We start from the raw sequence: 21,781 nt of genomic DNA, 5'->3' as shown, positions 1-21,781 counted from the left end.
CTAATATGAAAAATCGGAATAATCAATATGGAATTTTCTAAAATACAAGAGCTAAATCAAGACTCGGATAGATTTGCCGGATCAGTAATTTATTCAGACTCTGATCATAAATTTATTTGGCTCGGTATGGAGAAACATGAAACAGAAGGAATGGTTCATGTCAATCAGTATCTCATTGTTCACAAAGGCAAGGGTGTTCTAATTGATGCAGGAGGGATTACTGTATTTCCTCAAATAGTATCGAATCTATGCAAGCATATAAATATTAGCGACCTCGATATTCTTTTTTATAGCCATCAGGACCCTGATGTAAGCAGTGGAATCGCTCTTTGGGAGAACGTGTCACAGTCAAAGTTTTATATTGGGGCGTATTGGGCGCAGTTTCTGCCTCACTTTGGGTTAAAAGATACTTCTCGCATAGTTTCGATTCCTGACGAAGGCTCTAAGGTTTATTTAGACGACAAAGACTATATAGAATTTGTCCCGGCTCATTTTTTGCATTCAATTTCTAATTACACACTTTATGACTCCAGATCAAAAATTTTATTTTCAGGGGATATCGGTGCAGCTCTCTTTCCTCCTGGAGAACGTTATGTGGCAGTGGAAAACTTTCAAGAGCACGTAAAGTTAATGACCGTATTTCATCAAAGATTTATGGCCTCTAACAAAGCCTGCAAGAAATGGACAGACAGACTAAAAGGTATGGATATAGAAGCAATTGTCCCTCAACACGGAGCAATATTTTTCAGGCAAGATATTCCGGCATTTTTAGATTGGTTTTCAAAATTACAATGTGGAGTGGATTTATTTTGAATTTCTCTTGGCTGAAAAAAAATAATGGAAAGGGGATTGATAATAATTCCAATGTCCCAAAAATAACCCAATACCACAATCCGATATCTATTGAAAATAATTATCAATCTATTCTAAGTAATGTCAGAGATAGTTTACTTCGTCAAATTATAGTCTCTGGAATTGTAGAAAAAATTTCTGAAAAGACTCGCGATAATTTCAAAGAAATCAATATCTCAAATGACGAGCTTAACCTTGCAATGAGAGAGATGAAACTCGCAGGAGAGAATATTTCAGAATCAAGCATTCGAGTAAATTCTATTTTAGAAGATGCTATTGGTATATTCATTGATCTATACGAAGAACTGAACGAACAAAAAAAATCTATCACCACCAGCTTTCGAGAATTAGAAAATATCCGCAGCAGTTTTTCATTGTTAGAAAGTTCTGTTCAAAATATCACTAAAGTCACCACTTTAATTAAAGAGATCAATACAAGAACAAATCTATTATCATTGAATGCAAGTATAGAAGCTGCAAGAGCTGGAGAAGCCGGCAGAGGATTTTCTGTAGTTGCCGACGAGGTTGGGCAATTGTCTCAAAAAACCATGTCTGCTACAAAAGAAATCTCTATTTGGATTCAGAAACTACAAGAATCTTTAGGTGGATTAAAACAAAATAACTCCAACTTAGAAAAATCTTTTTCATCCGTTGTAAACAAAAACGAAGTTATTGGAGGTAAAGCCTCTCATTCCAAAGAGGAGCTGTCTAAGGCTCAAGAGTGCATGCAAGACATTGCTGCAGCTTTGGAAGAACAAAGTGCAACTGTTACAAATATTTCTCACGCATCGGATAATTTAAAACAGAGTGTACTATCTTCCTTTCATTCAATTGAAAACCTAAATTCCAATCTATTAAAATTATCTGAAACCTAGCGCTGCATACTTTAGATAAATTTCTCAAAATAGAGTCTGTTTTGGAATAAAACAAATATTAGACTAATATTTACTTTTTAGCCAAATCATTCTCTTAAAGATTATGTCACTATGATTAATCTTCATAGAAAAAGTTGGTTAATTGAATTTTATTTTTCAAAATTCCACCTTTTGTATCCGAAAATATAATGAAGGGAAAAATGATTTTTCGCTCGATTCTATATTTTCTATTACTTTTGGTATTGTGTGAGGGGGTTGCCATATCCGCAGTAGCATGGTCTTTCTATGAGTCCTCTAGATTGTCTCTAAACCTGCTAAAAATTACCTCAGACAACAAGGCACGGGATATTTTGTTTTCCTTGGCAAAAGCCGCAGAGGTAAGAATGACTCCTGAAGGACTACTTGAATTGTCCACTGATTTTGGTAGAATCAAAAAACAAGCCGAGAAAGATTTGGATAAATTTGGAGTCAAAGAAATTTTTATTCTATCAGACAGTGGTAAAGTAATCGCTCATTCAGATAAAGAAGAAATATCTATTCCTTTAAAATCAAGGCCCATTCTAGAAAAATACAATAAACCATTCTTCATGCGTGCTCTTAGAATGAGAAAGGGGCAGTTTCCGATTCCTCAAGACTATGGAGAGCAGTACAACGGAGACGGCACAAAATTTGGAGAGATTCTTCTAAAGCTATTTCCAGAAATTAAAATTCAAACTGTTACCGTTTCAAGTCCTGTATATCATTTAAAAAAATTAGAAACCGTAGCGAGTATCCATTTAATTTATGATAGAGGAAATTTTCATTTTTTTCTTGATAAACAAAGAGAACTATTCTATTGGATGTTAGTGAATTACTCTATTATTGCATTTGGAGCTTGTTTTTTCTTGAATTTAGTTTATATGATTTTTTCATTTTTCAATAAAAAACAAGGAATACTCGAAACAACTAAAAAAGTATATCCTATAAATTCCTCTCCACCAGTTTTAAAAAAAATACAAATCCCTATTCCAAAAGAACCCAAAATAGAAAATAAACCTGAAATAAAAAAAATGGAGTTGAAACCCTCCACCATAACACAACTAAATGAAAGTAAAATTGAAAAACTCCCAGAGCCGATTGTTCAACCCAAAGCATCTTCACCGGTAGTATTGGATGCAATTTACTTAGATTAATGCTAAATCTCAGAACCAAAGAAATTACAGGAAAAGAAAAAATCTTTCAAATTGAACTGAAAGGAGTATTGGATTCTACTACGTCCGACAGCTTTATTTCCTTTGTCCATGAGAAAATAAAAACCGGGATACACAGATTTATTATTGATTGCAAATCGTTATCGTATATCACTTCTTCAGGCATCTCTACAATTATTCGGTTGAATAAAGAGCTTACTGAAAAAAAATCTGCTTTAATCTACAGCCAACTCAACAGCGAAATGCGTTCTCTTTTTTCTTTATTCGGATTTGATAAAAAATTTCTCATAGCGGAAGATAATTTTATAGCTGAGAAGGTATTGCAAAATCTTTATCTCCCTGAATCAAAACCCAAAGACATGGAGCCGGAATTTGGAAAATACAAAAGTATTGAGTTTTCATTTCACAATTTTTCTGAAGAAAGTAAAGACCCGGAAAACTTTGCAGAGCCTATAGTTGAAAAAACTACCACATCGGATTCAATAAAATTAAATCCCACAGATTGGATAAAAACTTCAGACACAAGAGCAGAAATTCCGATCATTCCAAATGATCATAAAAAATCAGAACTTACTCGATTAGAACCAGAATTTAAAGAATTGATTTTTCACTGCGAGTCTTGTGGAAAAAATATTCGAGTCACAAAACAAGGGAAACACCAATGCCCATCTTGTGAGTCTATTTTTAATGTCAGGCAAACCGGTGCAATTAGTTATTTAGAAAAGATGATCTAATTTGAAAAAAGACAATGAAAACAGTGCTTCTAAAAGTATAGCGCTTTCCTTTTACACATTCCTATCCAGAGTTTTAGGTTTACTTAGAGATCACTATATGGCGGTTAGTTTTGGCACAGGATGGATCGCATCTGCCTTCAGTGTCGCCTATCGCTTTCCAAATATGTTTAGGAATCTTCTGGCAGAAGGAACTCTATCTCAATCTTTTATGCCACTATATTCTGATGCGAGTAAAGTTAGCGAAGAAGAAGAGAAGTTAATGTCCGGTGCAGTAATTTCTTTTCTATTTGTATTGCTTTGGGGATTTGTTGCAGTGTTTATTTTTCTTGCACCATTTTTTTTGCCTACTCTTGTAGGAGGGTCTGTAGAATATTCTGACCTTGTGATTACACTTTCAGTGATTTTATTTTTTTTAATTATGACGGCGAGTCTTTCTTCAATTTTTATGGCAATTTCAAACTCTAAGAATAAGTTTTTCATCCCATCTATGTCGCCTATCGTACTTAATCTCAGTTACTTGTTTGTATTCATCGCTATCTTTCCTTTTTGGGAAAGCATTTTGTCAAGAGTCAAAATTCTTTCTTACGGAATCGTATGTGGTGGGATTTTACAATTGCTCTTACAGATGTACTACGTAAAAAGATTAGGGTATTTTCCTAAATTTCACTGGAATATACGTCATCCGGCAATTGGTAAAATTTTTAAACTCATGCTTCCTGCGGTAATTGGTGGAGGATTTTATCAAATCAGTTTACTTGTTGATATATTTCTTGCTAATTATATTCAAAATCAAAACCCGGGACTAGGGGCTGTGGTGAGCTTAGATTATTCTCAAAGGCTAATCCAATTTCCGACTGGAATCGTAGGAGTTGCACTTGCGACTACTACCCTGCCTTCTCTTCTCTCTTCCTTAAAAAATAATCAATTAAAGGAAGTGCCTAAAGAAATTGAAAAATCTCTAAGTTTCTGCCTATTCTTGACTTTGCCGTCTTCGGTAGGCTTGGTTCTGCTTGGGAAGATAATTATTGATTCGATTTATTTTGGAGGAAAATGGAATCATATTTCTACAGAGACTACCCTTGCCCCATTGATTTTCTATTCTTTAGCAGTTCCATTTTTTAGCATGAATAAAATTCTCACTTCTTCCTATTACGCTTTTCAAGACACAAAAACACCTTTAAAAGTAAATTCGATCTCATTTACAATCAATATTATTTTAAATCTAATCCTAATGAACTATTTCAAACACGCGGGCCTTGCGCTTGCGTCGGCTTCTTCTTCTGCAATTACATTTATTTTACTTTTTCATAATTTAAAAAAACACAATATAATAATTTCAAGAAATACAATTATAAGAAACCTAGGTTTTCATATCATCCCGATTCTTCCGATGTCGATTTGGTTGTATTACGTTCAATCTATATCTTCAACTGAGCTTATTCATTTTTTTCAATTGAACGATTTTTCATATTCTAACTCTTCAAGGCTTGTTCTTGCAATAGGAATATTTCCTGCGATGATAATATATCTCTACTTTGCAAAAATATTCAATTCTTCTGAAGTAAAAATTTTAATCGAAAAATTTCAATTTCTGAATAAGTTCAAAAAAAAATGAATTTAGAAGTGATCGTAAAACCAAATTCTAAGTCTCCCGGAATTGTAGTGATAGAGAACTCTAAATGGACTGTCAAAGTTCGTGAAAGAGCAATCGAAGGCAAGGCAAATAAGGCAGTAATACAAGCTATCTCTGAAAAATTAAAAATCTCAAAATCAAAAATTCAATTGATTCGAGGAGAAAAATCTAAAGTAAAAATCTTTTCTATACAGGATGGAATCTTGTGAGTCATCAAAAGTCCATTTTCTTTAATCTATTGCTTGTATCTGCAATGGTAACGTGGGGAATAAGCTGGGCATCGGGGAAAGTGCTTTCCAATTATGCAGAGCCGGAGGTGATTATATTCTGGAGATTTCTTGCTACATTTCTTTCTCTATTCCCTATAGTCATATTATTTAAAGAGTCGTTTCGCCTAACGTTTCAATCTTTTCTCTATGTTTCTTTGGGAGCCATATTCTATCTCATCTATAATCAATTCTTTTTTGAAGGATTAAAATCCGGTCTTGCCGGAGCCGGTGGAGTACTTGTAACTACTTTAAATCCTATATTGACTTTTCTACTGATAACTATTGCAAAAAAAACTTGGCTCTCAGTCAAAGAAAGTATTGGACTTGGGATTGGGATATTTGGCGGAATTGTATTGCTTGAACTATACGATGGAAATTTTAGAAAAATCTTTATATCAGGAAATTTGTATTTTTTATTCGCTTCTTTAACTTGGGCATTTCTGACAATTACCGGACAAAAATCTAAGGAGAAAATTCATCCGATAGTGTTTAGCTTCTACGTTTATTTTTTTTCTACACTTATTGATTTTTTTCTGGCGATTCCATACAAAATAGAAAAAGTTTTTAGTTTTGATTCCATTTTCTGGTGGAATATATTTTACCTGTCAGTGATTTCCACAACTTTCGGGACTACAGTATATTTTTTTGCATCTGGAAAACTTGGTTCCAAGAGGGCCAGTACATTTATATTTATTGTTCCTTTTACTGCGCTTGTAAGTGCTAACATTTTCTTGGGAGAAGAGTTGAAAGTTTCTACAATCCTTGGGGGAAGTCTTGCTGTGTTAGCGGTATTCATCTTAAACAAAAAAAGTGTCTCTATAAGAAAATAGCTGCTAAAATAATTTTCACCAACACTATGAAAACCTCAGAAAATTTTGAAGCTTTTCAAGTGTAGGCTAATAAAAATTGTTTTGAAGCGATCTTTTACTGTTGCTTTTTTTAAAAAAATTACTTGTGTCTTTTAGTATATTCCGGATAAAGCAAGTTCTCTTCTTGGCGAATTCTTTTTGACAGAGATGCGGTTAGAGTTCCAAAATCCTTCGCAAATTCCACGGTTGAACCTCCATTTGCATACTTTGCAAAAAAGTCAAGAGCTGACTTAGAAATATTATCCATATCTTTTGCAAAGGTATCTAAAAGATTTTTTAGTCCGCTATCGCTCTCTGCTTCTTTTTTTAAGAATGGGTAAAGCTGTGCATCTTCTTTTTTCAGGTGAGCCAATAGTCCTTCTTTTGCTGCTAATAGCCTTGCCTGGCCTTCTTTTGTAGTGATCCCAAGCTCTTTTACCTTATTTAAAGTGCTTACGAGTTCAACATGATCTTTTTTAAATTCATCTATTAACACTGGTGTCTCCTTTCTAAAACATTTTTAGGTTAAAAAAAACAGTATTTTGAATAATTCGATAACTTGTCAATTTTTTTTTATTGTTAGACAAAAATATAGATTTCCATACGTCAACCCTTTCCATTTGTAGTCAGGTTGAATTGTCTTTTTATATTTTGTATTTTAGATTCCATTGAAGACCAGAGAGCATCTTTGTTTGGGTGAAAGGTTGCATTTACACCTTTTTTTAGAAGATCAATAATTTCTTCCAAAGAGAAATCTAAAAATCTGTACAACTTGAAATATTCATACGTTAGGTTCACTCCGAATATTTCCGGGTCATCGGTATTGATAGATGTAATCAATCCTTGGTCGTAATAGTACCTTACAGGGTGGTTTTGCTCTTTACGAACGTATTTTCCGGTAAACACATTACTCGTAAGACAAATCTCAACGGGAATTTTTTTCTCTTTTAAATATTTTACAAGCTCCGGGTCTTGAATAGCAGATGTACCGTGTCCGATTCTTTCTGCTTGCAGTAATTTGACCGTATCCCAAATAGACCAAGGCCCATCGTCTTCCCCTGCATGTGCTACAGTTCTGAGACCGGATTCTCTTGCGATCTTAAATACGCTCTCATAGTCCTTAGCCGGGCCAAGAAGCTCAGGTCCACCGAGACCAATTCCAATCACTTCTTCGTGTTTAATCTTTAGCACACGATTCAAATTACTCATTGCGTTTGCATTTCCGAAAGATCTTGAAACATCCACGAGTATCTTGATTTCTGTACCGTCTTCCATCTTGATTTGACGAACTTTTTTAACAAGAGATTCGATCATCTCATCAAAGTCTAAGCCATTTTGAATAAACTTAGAGGGAGCAAAAAATACTTCTGCATAAACAATATTGTTTGCTCTTAAATATTCTGCAAGACTCGATATCATATAAGAAAAATCTTCAGGGCTTTTGACTGCACTTTGAATAAAGAAAAATAATTGAATAAATCCGTTAAGATCATTGAACACAAATTTTTTATCAAACTCTTCCTCTGAAACAGAAATATTATTTTTCTTTAGCATTTCTTTTAGTGTGGATTTATTGACACAAGCCTCAAGATGAAGATGGATTTCTGTTTTAGGCAACGCCCTAAGAAAATTGATAACATCTTGCTCTGCGGGTTGACGGACAGATAAATCACCTACAAAAATTTTAGGACTTAGGTTTTGAGCAATCTTGTTTTCGTCTTCTTGTAATTCAGGAAATAGCCACTCAGGAGGGTTTGCAATCGCAAGCTCCATAAGAGAAATTCTTTCGGTCAAGAGTGCATTTATTTGCTTATCGAAAGAAATTTGCAGAGAAGGAGAATAAGGTCTATCTGCCGGAAGACGGCTTTTTAAACGGTTTAACTCACTGACATCTCTATCAATAATTCCGATTCGTTGTAGAATTTCTTCAAAAGTTGTATTCACAAGGGAAATCTTTTCAATTTTTTTAATCTCTTCTTAAATCTTTCGTACCTGAAATTTAAGCAATAAAATAATATTTCTTTTTAGTTGGAGATTTTAAAAAATCTACCGAAAATTAAAATAGAATTTGGACATAATTCGGGGAGATTTTTCCATGATAACAGTTAGAAAAACTTTTTTACCTTTTGCATTACCTTCTATTTCTGAAGATGCTATTGAAGAAGTAGCCAATGTACTTCGATCTGGCTGGGTTACATCAGGTCCAAAGGTAAAACAATTTGAAATGGAATTTTCTGACTTCGTAAGATCCAACCACTCTATTGCAGTCAATTCTGCCACGGCAGGACTTCATTTAGCGTTAGAAGCAATCGGTCTATCCGAAAAGGATGCAGTGATTACAAGCTCTGTTACTTTTACAGCCTCAGCAGAGGTAATTTGTTATTTTAATGCAGAGCCTCTACTAACCGATGTTGACCCGACAAATAACCTAATGACTGTAGAAACAATTCAGGAGTTCATAGACAGAGAATGTATCTTTGACGGAAAAGTACTGACCCACAAAAAGTCCGACAAGACTGTAAGAGCCGTCATTCCTGTTCACCTTGCAGGTCATGCTTGCAATATGGAAGCCATCCTAGAGCTTGCGAGAAAATATTCTCTGTACGTAATCGAAGACGCTGCGCACGCTTTTCCATGCGTTCATAAAAACAAACAAATCGGTTCTTGGGGAGATTTTACCGTATTTAGTTTTTATGCAACCAAAGGAATCACCACAGGTGAAGGTGGAATGGTGACTACAGATCATTCTAAGTTTGCAGACCGAATTCGAGTGATGAGACTACACGGAATCAATAGAGACGCATACAACAGACCCGGATGGTACTATGAAGTTATAGATGCCGGTTTTAAATACAATCTTACAGACATAGCAGCGGCACTCGGTATTGTACAACTTAGAGAAGCCCACGGGTTTTGGAGAAGAAGAACAGATATAGCAGAAACCTATATAAAAGAGTTTCAAAATTTAGAAGGAGTGAAACTTCCGCTCGATGATCCAAACGGAATTCACTCTTGGCATTTGTTCAGAATGGAGTTAGACCCTAGTAAAGCAAAAATAGGTAGAGATAGTTTTGTAGAAGAATTAAAAGAAAGAAATATCGGAACGAGTTTGCATTTCATTCCAATCTTTGAACACCCCTACTACAAGAAAAAATATTCTTTTGAAAAAAAACATTTCCCAAACGCATCTCTTATGTATGACAGAACTGTCTCTATACCTTTATTTGCAGGGATGAGCGAAGAAGATGTAAACGATGTAGTGAGAGCAGTAAAAGAATTACTCTAAGATTACCTCCAAGGAATCGGTTTGTACGTTGTGCGAAAAACTTCTCTTTCTATAAGAAAATTTTTTCTCAGCTCTAAAATCTTTTCTTTTTCAGATGGTGATTTTCTTATCCAAGCCAATATATAATTTTCAAACTCGTTATCTTTGTCTAAATACAAAAGAATCTGAAGATATACCTTATGATCGTTTTCTATTTCTAAACCGGTTTGAAAAATTTGTTTAAACACAGCCATAGATTCTAAGAAACGATTTTCCATAAACAAAGCATTCGCTAAACTTCTTTTTGAATCTAAATGTAAATTTTTTATTTCTGTAAGTATTGCGATAACTTTAGTAGAGTTTTTTCTAACTTCAAAAAGTAGATTTGCATAGATTTCTCTAAATCTTCCAACTTTTAAATTTTCAGACTCGTACCTTTCGCATAACGCAAGTGCTTCTTCTGTGTTGTTCAACTTAATCAAAGATTGAAGTAGGAGTAACTTTGCAAGATGGTAGTTGTCTTTTAATTCAAGAGTCTTTTCTAAGGTTATTTTTGCAGACGCATAATCCTTATTTAAAAAATAGGCAATAGATAAATTGTAGTGATAAAAAGGATTATACGATCCTTTCGATGCGGCAATTTCTAAATAATATATTGACTTAACCCAGTTGCGAAATTTTCCGTGAATCATACCGAGTAGATAGTACGACGGGTCATGGTTTGGATTCAATTCTATCGCACGATTTAAAAGCTCGATCGGTTTTTGAAAGTCCCCGGTCGAATAGAGTAACGCCGATTTAAAATAATTGTACTCTACCGAGTCGCCCGATATTTTTTGTATTTCAGAGACAATCTTTTCTGCTTCCTTCCATTTTCCTGAACTAATAAATGAAATAAAATCATTCCCGAGTTTTGCAAGCTCGATCCTGACCTCTCCTGATTTAGATTGGTTTTTTTCTTCCGGTTTGGATTCTTCTATCACTGAGTTTGAATCATCCATTTGAGGCTCTATTTCTTCTTCAGAAAATAATTCAAAAGAATAGACTACAAGAAAAATCAAAAAAACAAAATGACCCAACCATGAAAAATTCCTTAGTTCCATTTTTGATTTTGGAAAATATTTGAAAGCGAAGGATTTCAATTTTACTTTTTTGCTTCTAATAAATGGCGTACCTGCAAAAAGTCGTTTTTTGAAAAGGCAATTGTTCAAAAAGCCAATAAAAGTGCCATTTTCTAGCGTTGTAAAAAGTCCTGAAAGGGGTTTTTGCAGTAGCGTCATAAATTCTCATATTTCGATAGGCTGATTTCTGGAGTACATCCCATTGCAAAAATTAAAACCAATACACATTGATAAATTATAAATTTCATACAAAACCCACACTCGATGAAGATAATTCAATCAATCTTTTAAATAAAAATATTTGTAAACAAGAATATTTTTCTTCTTAGTTTTAAGAATTTTCTGTTATTCTTTTCTTTACCAAGTGAAATATTTTATACAAAAAATCCAAATCACCTTTTCTAAGTGGACGAGAATCCAAAATAGATTTGAATCTTTTCACTGCAAGATCCTCACTTCCGTGAAAATTGTTCATATCGAGTAACTCAAAAATTTCTTTTGAAAAAGAATAAAAATGATTTTTGTTTAGATTCGGTATATTTTTTCCTGCTAAAGAATTTTCAGAAGAGTTATAAATTGCTCCAAGTGTATAGGCAACCGAATGAGATAGATTCATAGAAGGCTGGTTACCCGGCAAATCAAAGTCCACCATAAAGTCGCAATTGTCTATGGATTTTCTGGATAACCCCTTATCTTCTCTTCCGAATAAAATCCCGACTTCTCCATATTTTTTTGTTAAGTTGGAAAGCTCTTTTAAATCTATAAACCTTCCTCGATCTTTACCGTGGATCATCCCGGTTCCGACTAAAATAGATAAATCTTTTTTTGCATCTTCGATTTTCTCAAAATACAAAATCTTATTTAACTCCTCTTCTGCCCGGTACGCCATCCACTCCATATCAGGCTCTAAGTTTCTCATACCACCGATGATTCGAATAGGGCTTAGTCCAAAGTTTGCAATAAGTCGAGCAATTGATCCGATATTCCCAGAATACTTAGGATTTTCTAAAATTATGACAGATTTCTATTTCTCCATTTTTTAAAACTACTTCAGAAAGATTCATAAAATTTGGAAATCGAAAAAAGATTCTTTCATTTTATTTTCGAGTTCTACTCTGGAATTTGATGGAGAAATAATTTTAATTATGAATTTTAGAATTGTTTTATACTGTGAAAGGGAACGTATTTGATTTTTCAGAAAATATACTGTAACTCTGAGTCTTTGATATTGATTCAATTTTGCGATCATATAGTGTTTGTCATTACTTACTCTCCACCATTCTCTCAAACGATCCTCCCCAGTTATTGTCGTACATCGAGGTGACCCGAGCCTGAAGTCCTGCATTTCCTGATAGATAGGGCACAAGGGTGATGCTTGCTTTCGTAAGACCTGCAAGTGGAATTTGCGCATAAGTTTTGTCTTTGGAAATAAATCCATTTTCAATACTTATGATCTTGGAATGGGAAGGGACAAAAACTTCTAAAACTGCGTTAGCCGCTCCTTGAACAGGAACGGTGACTGAAAGTTTTTGAGGTGCATTCTTTTGCCATGTCTCTTCCGGATAAGTCCACTTTATGTCCTTGTTTTCACCTAACCCGTTAGAAAAATTGTATTCGATTACTTTTTTTTCAAAACTCAAATCTTTAAACTTCAAAAGACTATGAAGTCCGAGCAGTCCCTGTAAAAAAGCGACTGAACCCGGAGTGTTTCCAAAAAGAGAAGTTCCTCCCTGATGGTAAAACATTCGGGATAGATTCTTTTGTAAATTCTCTATAGGATTGGATAGCATTTCCTGCACTATTTCTTCCTCAAATTCTTTGTAATCAGCGAGTTTGACAGTTTTCAAAAGTTTTTGAAAAAAAGATAACTCTACTTTTTTTCTTGAAATGCTCTTTAAAGTTATACTGTCTTTTCCGAGTATCATTGCACAATAGAAACGCATTCCATCTAACTCACTCTCAGACCAGTAATCGGGAACATAGACCGGAACTGCTTTTCTATTCTTTTTTAAGAATAGATAGTTTAGAAATCTTTTCCAGATAGCAGAATTTGTGTCTATTTTTTTTGATCTCCAAAGATTTTCCCACAAAGCAAAAAGACTAATATTTTCAAAATCCTGAAAATCTTTGTTAAAAAAGCCAAGTGAATTCAAGTAGATACTCTTTTCTTTTAGCCTTGCAAGCGATTGATTCAGGAGGTTACCTGCTGGATGGCCGGTATTCTGAAAAATCGAAAGATTTCGGATTACTTTAGAAGTAGTTTTGTTATTGGGAGGGCAATCTTTCCAAAGAGCAAAAAGACCCGAAGAGACCGAGTAATATTCATTCATTTTATTCAGTAGGAATAATTCTTTTTCAGAATCGATCTTTGAAAAATCAGGGTATTCCATGAAATTTAATACCCCTAAAGCAAACAATCTGGATGAACTCTGTTCTCCGCAATAATTTTCATAGTTCCAGAGGTTTAACGCCATTTTCAAGATAAAATCTTTGAGCAAAAGTATCTGTCCTTCTTTTATGTCATGCAGATCATCCGTTAGGCGATCTTCATAATCAGGAATAGAATTTACATCCAGTACGGGAGACCATGACTCAACTGTTACGACTCTGTGCGGATTCTCTAACGGAAGAATTTTGATCTCTTCTGTTTTTGTGCTTCCGTTATTACCGAGTTTTGCAAAAAAAATATTCTCTTTTGAACCCTCACATTCCATCTCATAAGAACGGATATTATTATGTAAAGTGCAGGGTAGTGGATTTTTTCCAGAATCCAGTATCTCTATTGGATTTTTTTCAGCGAGTAGGATGTTAGCGGTTACTTTATCATTTGGAAGTAAAGCTCCCGGAAATATTTTCTTTAGATTATTTGAGACTGCAAATTCAAAAGATTTGTATTCCGGTATTCCCGAATGAATTCCAATTACGTGAAGTTCATAATCTCCCGGTTCATAATTATTCAAAATTGTGATAGTTTTGATCTTTTCTGATGACTCCGGAATAAAATGAATTGTTGGATTTGAGGACAATCCAAATTCATTGTATAGTATAAATCTTCTGGCTCTGTTCATTGCCGGAACAAAATTTCCGGGGAAAACTCCCGCCCCCGAAATATTTTCAAGAATCGGATGGTATGAGCATCCTTTAGAAGTCACCCAGTAATAATAGACCGGATTTTCACTACTTATCAAATCAGATTGTATAAATTCAGAGTCTATAAAAATCTCATCCATTTCGATTTGAAATATGTCTGTATTTTTTTCTGTAATATCAAGCAATTTGAAATCAGAAGAAGGAACTATTGCGGAACATTTACGCCCGCTTTTTTCGGCAGTAAAACACAAAACGAAGGGTCCTTTATGACCCAGAACAGGATACGTTAATTGTACTCTACCATCTCTTAAATCCATCGTTCTTGTGCCGATTGTAGATGCACAGGATTGGCAACGAAGTGTAAATTCTCCCTTTCCGGAAAATTTTTTATGAATTTCTTTCAATTGGATTTCAAGTTCTAATTTTTCTGAAAAAAATTCCCATCTATTCAATACTATTTCCAAAGTTAAATCTCCCTTAGTCAAAGAAAAATTCGGATCATAGAGAAATGGCGATACACAATCGAATAGATTTTCTTTTTGAAGTAGATTTTTCACTGCACATAGCAGTATCATACTTCTGTTTCTTTCTTCAGCAGGAAGATGGTTTTTAAAATTTTGATATTGAAAATTAAACTTTTGATAACCTCTACTTCCGAGAGTAAAATTTTCCTGATAAATTGCAGTATTACCCAATTGAATCGAAAACTCTCCTTTATAATTCGGGGGACCGATTACGATAAATTCTGCCTCTCTGAAAAAATCAATCACCGGAGATAAAATGAGAACCTTGATTTTTGAAATTACTTTTTCTAGTTGGGAAGGACAAGTTACTTTCGTCTGAAACAACAGCCCTGTATCAAAGAAAATTTTTCCGTTTTCGATTTCCTGAGATAAAGTCTGATGAAAATCTTCTTTGGCAAATTCAGAATCTATTGCAAGCTCAAGATCTAATTTTTTAATTGCTGAAAGTTTTTCTGATAAAAAGTCCTTCAGTTTACTACTGTTCTTTTCATAATTCCAAAGCCATTTCAAAACAGATGGTTTTAACTTCGATAAGAATTGTTTTGCGTCCTTTTCCTGCATACTCTGCAATATAAACAATGGAGTATCGAGCTTGTCCGAGGCAATTTTTGCAAGAAATGGATTGTTCGGCAAACAGAATTTAACCAATTCCCTTGCTCGAATCGGTTCTTCACTTGCAAGTGCTATATCTGCCATTTGATGAGCATCGTTGATAAGTTGTTCGTTATTCATCCGGGATCCTTTTTTATTTTTTACTCTAAATGTTTTTTTATTAGAACCATTAAGAGTTCGAGGAAACTACTCAATTTTCTGATTCTGCAAATATAGCTATTGTGAAAAAATTTAAAACTCGAAAGAAAAGAATCTTTTCGTATAAAAGAATTATTCCAATTTTCTAAACTTAATTCAATACGGATTTCCTCTTGACCGATTATTATATTAGAAAAATCATATATTCTGACAGTCAAATAATTATTATGTTTAAAAAATTTAAAAAGAACCTAGGACAAACAAATCCTTATATAAAACAGAAAATTGACTCTGTTAAAGAAAAAGGGCACGAGAGGATGACTATTTTCATCATCCCCCACGGTTACGACAAATCTTTCAATTTCCAAATTTCTCTTTTTTCTATAGTTTTTATTTTCTTTTTAATAACCTCCCTTATAGGGATTTCTATTTACGGGATTTTTAAATCGAGTTATGTGAAAACCCAACTCAATTCCTTATCCAATGACTACGGGCAATTTTTTGATGAATACATTGTTCTAACAAGCGACATAGGAAAAATACAGAAGGATTATTCTAAGATCAACGATGATTTGCAAGATTTGTACAACCTAATAGACGGCAGCGAAGAAGAGTTGTTAAAGATTTTACCTGAATCTGAAATCCAAGACCATGTGTTTTCAGACTTAAAAAAAGAAGAGTTAGCTGATAAAGAGCTTGTGCCCGGGCGATCCTATCTTTCAGAAATTTACGATTTTAGAAAACTGAAAATGATAATGCTAAAGAACCAACCTCTCTTGGATGCCTCTAATGAGTTTTTAGAAACTAGAGCCAATATCCAACACAACATGCCTTTAGTAACCCCTCTTGCAAACTATACAATTACTTCAATTTTTGGTTTTAGACGCTCTCCGACTATGGGATATTTTGAAAATCATGACGGAATTGACATGGCGATTGCAACTGGAACTCCCATCTATGCAACCGCTCCCGGGAGAGTAGCCAGAGTATCGTATTCCGATACTGGTTACGGATACCATATTATTATATCCCATGAAAATGGATTTCAAACTCTGTATGCACATTGCTCCAGAATTTTTGTAAGCAATGGCCAATACGTGAATCGGGGAGCTACAATCGGACTTGTTGGTGCAACAGGAAATGTAACAGGACCTCATTTGCACTATGAAGTCTGGATTGGAGGCTCATCTGTGAAAACTAACCCTGATGAGTTTCTCAACGCAGGACTCTATTAAATTCATTGAATGCAACCGAGTCTAAGATTCGTACTCTCGAAGAAAGCGTTAGGCGACATCAATATCTCTACTACGTAAAAAATTCTCCTGAAATCTCCGACAAAGAATTTGATAAACTTTTTAAAGAACTTCAAGGATTAGAGGACAAATACCCCGACTTAGCTTCAAATAACAGCCCTACAAAAACTATTGGCTCTGACCTCGACAACCAATTCAAAAAGTACAAACACAAAATTCCAGTACTTTCTTTAGAAAATACCTACAATATAGAAGAATTAATCAGTTGGATACAAAAAACAGACCCAAACTCAGTGTATTCTGTAGAGTGGAAAATTGATGGTGCATCTATTGTGCTGTACTATGAAAATGGGGAATTAGTAAACGGTGTGTCGAGAGGAACAGGTGGTGTAGGAGACGATGTTACTGAAAATATTCGTACTATAAAAAATATTCCTTTAAAACTAAAAAAGCCTCTTTCGATTTTCGTGAGAGGAGAAGTCTATATGACATTCACGGACTTCATAAGTGTGAATGAAGAAAACGATGGAAGATTTGCAAATCCGAGAAACCTTGCAGCCGGTTCCATCAAATACAAAAATTCTTCTCAAACAGCAAAAAGACCTCTAAAAATTTTTGCGTACGATGCGTATTTTCCAGAAGGCTACGGGAAAATAAAAACTCATAGCGAATTATTAGAATTATTGTCTGAATTCAGTTTTCCAGTATCCTCAGATACAAAATTCACTACAGGCAAAAATATTCCAAAAATCATCGAAGATTTTAAAAAGAAAAAAGAAAAATTAGACTACCCTGTTGATGGGCTTGTAGTGAAATTAGATAATTTACAAGACAGAAATACGTTAGGCGAAACATCTCACTCTCCCAGATGGGCGAGGGCGTTCAAATTTGACGCTGAGTTAAAAGAAACGATTATAGAAGACATTGACTTTGCAATAGGCCGGACAGGGAAAATCACCCCGCGCGCAAAAGTAAATCCAGTTTCGCTTGCAGGAACAACAGTGACTTATGCAACACTCCATAATCAAGATTTTATAAACGAACTTGGAGTAGGAATCGGTGCAAAAGTTCTAATCGCCAAAAGAGGAGAAATTATTCCTGCTGTAGAAGAAGTTATCGAAATCGGGGAAAAAGGAATATTTCAACTTCCAAAAAACTGCCCTTCCTGTGGTACAAAACTAAAAAAAATTGATGAATCCGTAGATTTATTTTGCACGAATAAACATTGCCCTGAGAGAGAAATGAATTCACTGATTTTTTTCTGTCAAAAAAAGCAAATGGATATAGAAGGGCTTGGGGATAAGCAAATTGAAAACTTTTATCATCAAAAAATTATAAAAAATATTCCTGATTTATATGAGCTTCACAAAAAAAAATCAGACCTGATCCAAATGGAAGGCCTTGGTGAAAAAAGTGTAGAAATTATTTTAAGCGGGATTGAGAAGTCAAAAACTAAGGATTTTCAAATAGTCCTGCCTTCTTTAGGGCTTTCTGAAATAGGTCACAAGGTTACTGAAATTTTAATCGAAAACGGATTTGATTCTATCGAGAAAATTGAAAACGTAGTGAAAAATCCCGATGGAAAAGAAAGACTACTTAATATTCATGGTCTGGGTCCAAGGACTGTGGACTCAATCATAAACCATTTTCAAGATAAAGAAATTTTAGAACTGATTCAAAAGCTAAAAGACTTCGGACTCCAATTTGCATCTTCCGGATTAAAAAAATCCGATACATTAGTATTTGCGGGACAGTCTTGGTGCGTTACGGGAAGTTTTGAAAATTTTCATCCAAGAGAAAAAGCTCTCAATTTGATTGCATACTACGGTGGTAAAAAGGTTTCTTCAGTTTCCTCTAAGACCACTCATTTACTTGCAGGCGATGGAGCCGGATCCAAGTTAGACAAAGCAAAAGAGCTTGGAGTAAAAATTATAGATGAAAAAGAATTTCTCGGTATTTTAAAAGAGAACAACCTTTCTTTAAAAATTTGAGAATTCTCTAATAAAAAAATTTCAAAGATACAATTAACTTAAAATGAGGATGTATGAAAACGAAAGAAGAAGTTAGACTCATGGACTTATCCCATGGAGCAGGTTGCGGATGTAAAATGGGGCCAGGACAGTTGAATGATGTACTTCAAGAATTTCGCCTTAAATCCAATGACCCAAGAGTGTTAGTGGGGTTTGAAACTGGAGACGATGCAGCAGTAATCCAGCTAAATAGTGAGTTAGCCATTGTACAGACTACAGATTTTTTTACACCGATACTAAACGACCCTTACAAATTTGGTCAAGTTGCCGCTGCCAATGCGTTATCCGACATATATGCAATGGGTGGAACTCCACTTTCGGCACTTTCTTTAGTTGCATTCCCGATAGAAAAACTCGGTAAAGAAATTTTAGGTGATATACTTAGAGGGGGGTTTGACAAGGTTAAGGAAGCAGGGATTGAAATTGTAGGCGGACATTCCATAGATGACCCAGAGCCAAAATTTGGTTTAGCTGTAACAGGTCTTGTCCACCCGAAAAAAATCATCAAAAATAGAGGAGCCAAAAAAGGAGACCTTCTCTTATTGACAAAGCCAATCGGAACTGGAGTTTTAACTACTTCTATCAAGAAAAATATATCCAGTCCCGAAATCGAAAAAATTGTTTTTCAAAATATGGCGAGACTAAATTTATATGCAAGAAATTCAATGGTAGAAAATTTTGAGTTCGTACATTCTGCAACCGATGTGACCGGGTTTGGTTTAGCCGGTCACTTGTCAGGAATGCTTAGAGATTCAAACTTAAAGGCAGTGCTCCAGTTTCATAAAATTCCTATTTTACCTTATACTCTTGAGCTTTTAGCTGAAAACTGCTTTCCGGGAGGTACAAACCGAAACATGGCCTATCTGAAAAATAACATCGACTTAAAAATAAATCCAAGTGAGCACTCGACTGCACTAAAAATACTTTGCGACCCTCAGACTTCGGGAGGATTGTTGATTGCAGTAAACCCAATTGGGTTAAACCAAATACAAAAAAGCCTTGTAAAACACAACGATATGCAATCTGAGGTTATAGGAGAAATTCAAAACTCGGATAGCGAAATATTATGTGAAATAGTTTAGCCTTATTTCACTGAGTTAGAAACACAAAGTTTTGTATCTAAATTCTCACAACTTGTATTTTCAATACAAGAAATGATTTTATCCCTAAACCCTAATTCTTCTAAATCCTGAACACAACCTTTTTCGGTGATAGATTGCCATTTTTTATCGCATCGTAAAACTTTTTCACAAGCAGTCTTGTAACCTGTATCTACAGTAGTCCCTTTCACATCAGAATTTTTTGAAGCACAATTTGTAAAAACCCAACCGATAAAAAATAAAATCGTTAAATTATTCATTTTCTAATTTTTCCTCCTTACAAGGACATACATTATATTTTCTTTTCAAAATTTGTCGATTATAAATTTTTCCATTATAGTCTAAGAATTGTAAAAAAATGAAAGACACACTTATAGTTATCCCAGTTTATAATGAAGCACCTACCTTAGAAAATGTAGCACAAAGAACATATACAGAATGCAAAGAATACGCAGATATTCTTTTTGTGAACGACGGCTCTTCCGATTCATCTGGAAGTATCCTTGAGAATGAAAAAACAAAAAACCCTTCTATTCGGATTATCAATAAATCGAAAAATGAGGGCTATGGTGCAAGTCTTCTTTCAGGATTTGATTTTGCTATACGAAACAATTATCCTTTTATAATCACGATGGATTGCGATGACCAACACCAACCCAAAGACTTGATCCGATTTAGGCAAGAAGACCCGAATATAGACATAATTAGCGGCACAAGATATTCCAAAGACTCACTCTCTTCAGGGAATGCACCTATCGAAAGAGTTCAAATCAATAAAAAAATTACCGAAAAAATCAATAAAAAATATAACTGGAATCTTACAGATTCTTTTTGTGGATTCAAAAGATACACTACCCGCTCTTTGATCGGACATAAAATCTACGAAACAGGTTATGCCTTTCCGATGGATTTCTGGGCTTATGCAAAATATAAAAATTTACAAATTAGGGAGCTTGCAGTGGATAGAATCTATGTAACTGATGATAGAAGTTTTGGTGAAGACCTTGACAAAAAAAGGAAAAGATACCGTTATTATATACAATCATGGAAAAACTCCCATTTCAAATATTTTCAAGAAAAATTATCAACTGCCTGTTTTTGAATTTCTCCTTAACCGTATTTTTTATTTTTATAAATTACGGATGCAGTGTAAAAAATACCCCACAGGATGATAAACCCATCCTTAAAGTTCCAAGTCCTCCGGCAAAATTTCGAGGGATTCAAGTAGTCGAGAAATCAGATTTGATAACCTACTACGAATTGCCTGATACGTTAGACGACATTGATCCTGAAACGATTTCTACGTTTAAGATAAAAGTTAAGAATACTTTCCTATTGAATCAAATTCAGTCATTATTGAAAAATGGTAAATTTGCCTATACCCCTGAAAAGTCAAAAAGATGTCTTCCGGCATACAATTCTGCCATTGTATATAGAAAAGATGGAGTCAAGAGTACGATCCTCTTTAGTTTTTCTTGTGCAATTTTAAAAGTGGCAGAAGAAAATATATACCTCAACTTTGATAACGAAAAAGAAAGAATCGAAAAACTGTTTACGGAAATACGAAAATAAATCAAAAATGATTAAAATATTTTCTCGATGGAATTATTAATTTTTGGACCGATTCCTTTTACATCTACTTTATACATTTCAATACAAATCAAAGGGTATTGGTTAAAAGGACAGGGAGTTCGAATAATAGAAAAAACACAAGCATCCACCCCATACTTGTATGGCTCTTTGGGTGGCACCAAAAAATATCCTGGAAATTGTTTGCATTCTCCAATTTTATAAAGAGTTGCTACAATAATTTCATTGATAGTTTTTTCTCTGGATATCTTTTCAGTATCGTCAGAACAAAAACCAAAAAGTAAAAATATTAAAATTGCATACTTCATATTCAAAAGTAGCCTCATAAATAAAGTCCGCAATCTATCTCGCATAACGCATCTATAAAGAGAAAAGTTTTCTATATCGGATTGTTGTCATAAAAATTGATTTAATACAAATTTGCCAAACAACAGATAAACCCCGAAAAAAATCGGGGTTTGATTTTACTGAGCAATTACAGTAAGTTGAATTTTTTTGCTATTGCGTAAAAGTTAATTCCCCAGCCCAGACCAATAAAATGTTTAGGTGTAAAAACTTCATCGGTCATAGGATCCCAAAGGTCTCTAACCAATGCCTCTGCTGTAAATTCTTTTCCTATGGGAATTCCCCATAGATTGTCTTGTCCTTGATTCATAA

At 34.4% G+C, this 21,781-nt stretch carries 21 protein-coding genes; 13 read left to right on the top strand and 8 right to left on the bottom strand.

Annotation, left to right across the window (positions count from 1 at the left end):
- The first annotated feature begins 27 nt into the window (after positions 1-27).
- The 7 genes from HS129_00205 (at position 28) to HS129_00175 (ending at position 6,383) form a co-directional block, all read left to right on the top strand.
- Complete coding sequence (locus tag HS129_00205) at positions 28-813, top strand: FprA family A-type flavoprotein (protein MBE7410480.1); 786 nt, start codon at positions 28-30, stop codon at positions 811-813.
- Entirely contained in the window at positions 810-1,727 is a 918-nt protein-coding gene (locus tag HS129_00200) for a hypothetical protein (GenBank protein MBE7410479.1), read from the top strand. The genes HS129_00205 and HS129_00200 overlap by 4 nt, the downstream gene beginning before the upstream one ends.
- Positions 1,728-1,927: 200 nt before the next feature.
- Positions 1,928-2,899, top strand: coding sequence for a hypothetical protein (locus HS129_00195; GenBank protein ID MBE7410478.1), 972 nt, complete (start codon positions 1,928-1,930; stop codon positions 2,897-2,899).
- Positions 2,899-3,651 (top strand): STAS domain-containing protein, encoded by a 753-nt coding sequence (locus HS129_00190; GenBank protein ID MBE7410477.1) that lies wholly within the window; start codon positions 2,899-2,901, stop codon positions 3,649-3,651. Before HS129_00195 ends, HS129_00190 begins: the two co-directional genes overlap by 1 nt.
- Before the next feature lies 1 nt (position 3,652).
- Entirely contained in the window at positions 3,653-5,266 is a 1,614-nt protein-coding gene (gene murJ / locus HS129_00185; protein ID MBE7410476.1) for a murein biosynthesis integral membrane protein MurJ, read from the top strand.
- Positions 5,263-5,493, top strand: coding sequence for a DUF167 domain-containing protein (locus HS129_00180; GenBank protein MBE7410475.1), 231 nt, complete (start codon positions 5,263-5,265; stop codon positions 5,491-5,493). Before murJ ends, HS129_00180 begins: the two co-directional genes overlap by 4 nt.
- On the top strand, positions 5,490-6,383 hold the full coding sequence (locus HS129_00175) for a DMT family transporter (protein MBE7410474.1): 894 nt from the start codon (positions 5,490-5,492) through the stop codon (positions 6,381-6,383). The genes HS129_00180 and HS129_00175 overlap by 4 nt, the downstream gene beginning before the upstream one ends.
- A 118-nt stretch (positions 6,384-6,501) precedes the next feature.
- On the opposite strand, the gene HS129_00170 is transcribed toward HS129_00175, so the two are convergent.
- Together HS129_00170 and add are read right to left on the bottom strand one after the other, a co-directional pair.
- On the bottom strand, positions 6,502-6,897 hold the full coding sequence (locus HS129_00170; GenBank protein ID MBE7410473.1) for a hemerythrin domain-containing protein: 396 nt from the start codon (positions 6,895-6,897) through the stop codon (positions 6,502-6,504).
- A 110-nt stretch (positions 6,898-7,007) separates the two neighbouring features.
- Positions 7,008-8,345 (bottom strand): adenosine deaminase, encoded by a 1,338-nt coding sequence (gene add, locus HS129_00165; protein ID MBE7410472.1) that lies wholly within the window; start codon positions 8,343-8,345, stop codon positions 7,008-7,010.
- 151 nt (positions 8,346-8,496) lie between these two features.
- Here add and HS129_00160 point away from each other — a divergent pair, with 151 nt between their 5' ends.
- Positions 8,497-9,687, top strand: a complete 1,191-nt coding sequence (locus HS129_00160; protein MBE7410471.1) for a DegT/DnrJ/EryC1/StrS aminotransferase family protein — start codon at positions 8,497-8,499, stop codon at positions 9,685-9,687.
- Between the two features lie 2 nt (positions 9,688-9,689).
- Here HS129_00160 and HS129_00155 read toward each other — a convergent pair whose 3' ends face one another.
- The 3 genes from HS129_00155 to HS129_00145 form a co-directional block, all read right to left on the bottom strand.
- Positions 9,690-10,745 (bottom strand): hypothetical protein, encoded by a 1,056-nt coding sequence (locus tag HS129_00155; GenBank protein ID MBE7410470.1) that lies wholly within the window; start codon positions 10,743-10,745, stop codon positions 9,690-9,692.
- 373 nt (positions 10,746-11,118) lie between these two features.
- Complete coding sequence (locus HS129_00150) at positions 11,119-11,802, bottom strand: RNA methyltransferase (GenBank protein MBE7410469.1); 684 nt, start codon at positions 11,800-11,802, stop codon at positions 11,119-11,121.
- A 247-nt stretch (positions 11,803-12,049) separates the two neighbouring features.
- Complete coding sequence (locus HS129_00145) at positions 12,050-15,133, bottom strand: hypothetical protein (protein ID MBE7410468.1); 3,084 nt, start codon at positions 15,131-15,133, stop codon at positions 12,050-12,052.
- Positions 15,134-15,378: 245 nt separating this feature from the next.
- Here HS129_00145 and HS129_00140 point away from each other — a divergent pair, with 245 nt between their 5' ends.
- Genes HS129_00140 through selD form a run of 3 tightly spaced genes read left to right on the top strand, consistent with a single transcriptional unit; the run spans position 15,379 to position 19,516 of the window.
- Positions 15,379-16,386, top strand: a complete 1,008-nt coding sequence (locus HS129_00140; GenBank protein MBE7410467.1) for a M23 family metallopeptidase — start codon at positions 15,379-15,381, stop codon at positions 16,384-16,386.
- A 5-nt stretch (positions 16,387-16,391) separates the two neighbouring features.
- Positions 16,392-18,395, top strand: coding sequence for an NAD-dependent DNA ligase LigA (ligA, locus tag HS129_00135; protein ID MBE7410466.1), 2,004 nt, complete (start codon positions 16,392-16,394; stop codon positions 18,393-18,395).
- A gap of 53 nt (positions 18,396-18,448) precedes the next feature.
- A complete protein-coding gene (gene selD, locus HS129_00130) occupies positions 18,449-19,516 on the top strand; it encodes a selenide, water dikinase SelD (GenBank protein MBE7410465.1) in 1,068 nt (355 codons plus the stop codon).
- Between the two features lie 2 nt (positions 19,517-19,518).
- On the opposite strand, the gene HS129_00125 is transcribed toward selD, so the two are convergent.
- Positions 19,519-19,794, bottom strand: a complete 276-nt coding sequence (locus tag HS129_00125; GenBank protein ID MBE7410464.1) for a hypothetical protein — start codon at positions 19,792-19,794, stop codon at positions 19,519-19,521.
- A 98-nt stretch (positions 19,795-19,892) separates the two neighbouring features.
- Between HS129_00125 and HS129_00120 the strand changes: the two genes are divergently transcribed.
- Together HS129_00120 and HS129_00115 are read left to right on the top strand one after the other, a co-directional pair.
- Positions 19,893-20,636 carry a glycosyltransferase family 2 protein gene (locus HS129_00120; GenBank protein ID MBE7410463.1) on the top strand — a complete coding sequence of 248 codons (744 nt, stop codon included), beginning with the start codon at positions 19,893-19,895 and terminating at the stop codon, positions 20,634-20,636.
- On the top strand, positions 20,633-21,106 hold the full coding sequence (locus tag HS129_00115) for a hypothetical protein (protein MBE7410462.1): 474 nt from the start codon (positions 20,633-20,635) through the stop codon (positions 21,104-21,106). Before HS129_00120 ends, HS129_00115 begins: the two co-directional genes overlap by 4 nt.
- A gap of 11 nt (positions 21,107-21,117) precedes the next feature.
- Here the strand turns inward: HS129_00115 and HS129_00110 are convergent, their stop codons facing one another.
- Both HS129_00110 and HS129_00105 read right to left on the bottom strand, forming a co-directional pair.
- A complete protein-coding gene (locus HS129_00110; protein MBE7410461.1) occupies positions 21,118-21,450 on the bottom strand; it encodes a hypothetical protein in 333 nt (110 codons plus the stop codon).
- A 149-nt stretch (positions 21,451-21,599) separates the two neighbouring features.
- A complete protein-coding gene (locus HS129_00105) occupies positions 21,600-21,779 on the bottom strand; it encodes a hypothetical protein (protein MBE7410460.1) in 180 nt (59 codons plus the stop codon).
- Positions 21,780-21,781 lie beyond the last annotated feature (2 nt).

The organism is Leptospiraceae bacterium (genome assembly GCA_015075105.1).
Lineage (GTDB): Bacteria > Spirochaetota > Leptospiria > Leptospirales > Leptospiraceae > JABWCC01.
Note: the sequence above shows the minus strand (reverse complement) of the source record. Positions and strands in the feature narration are given on the sequence as shown.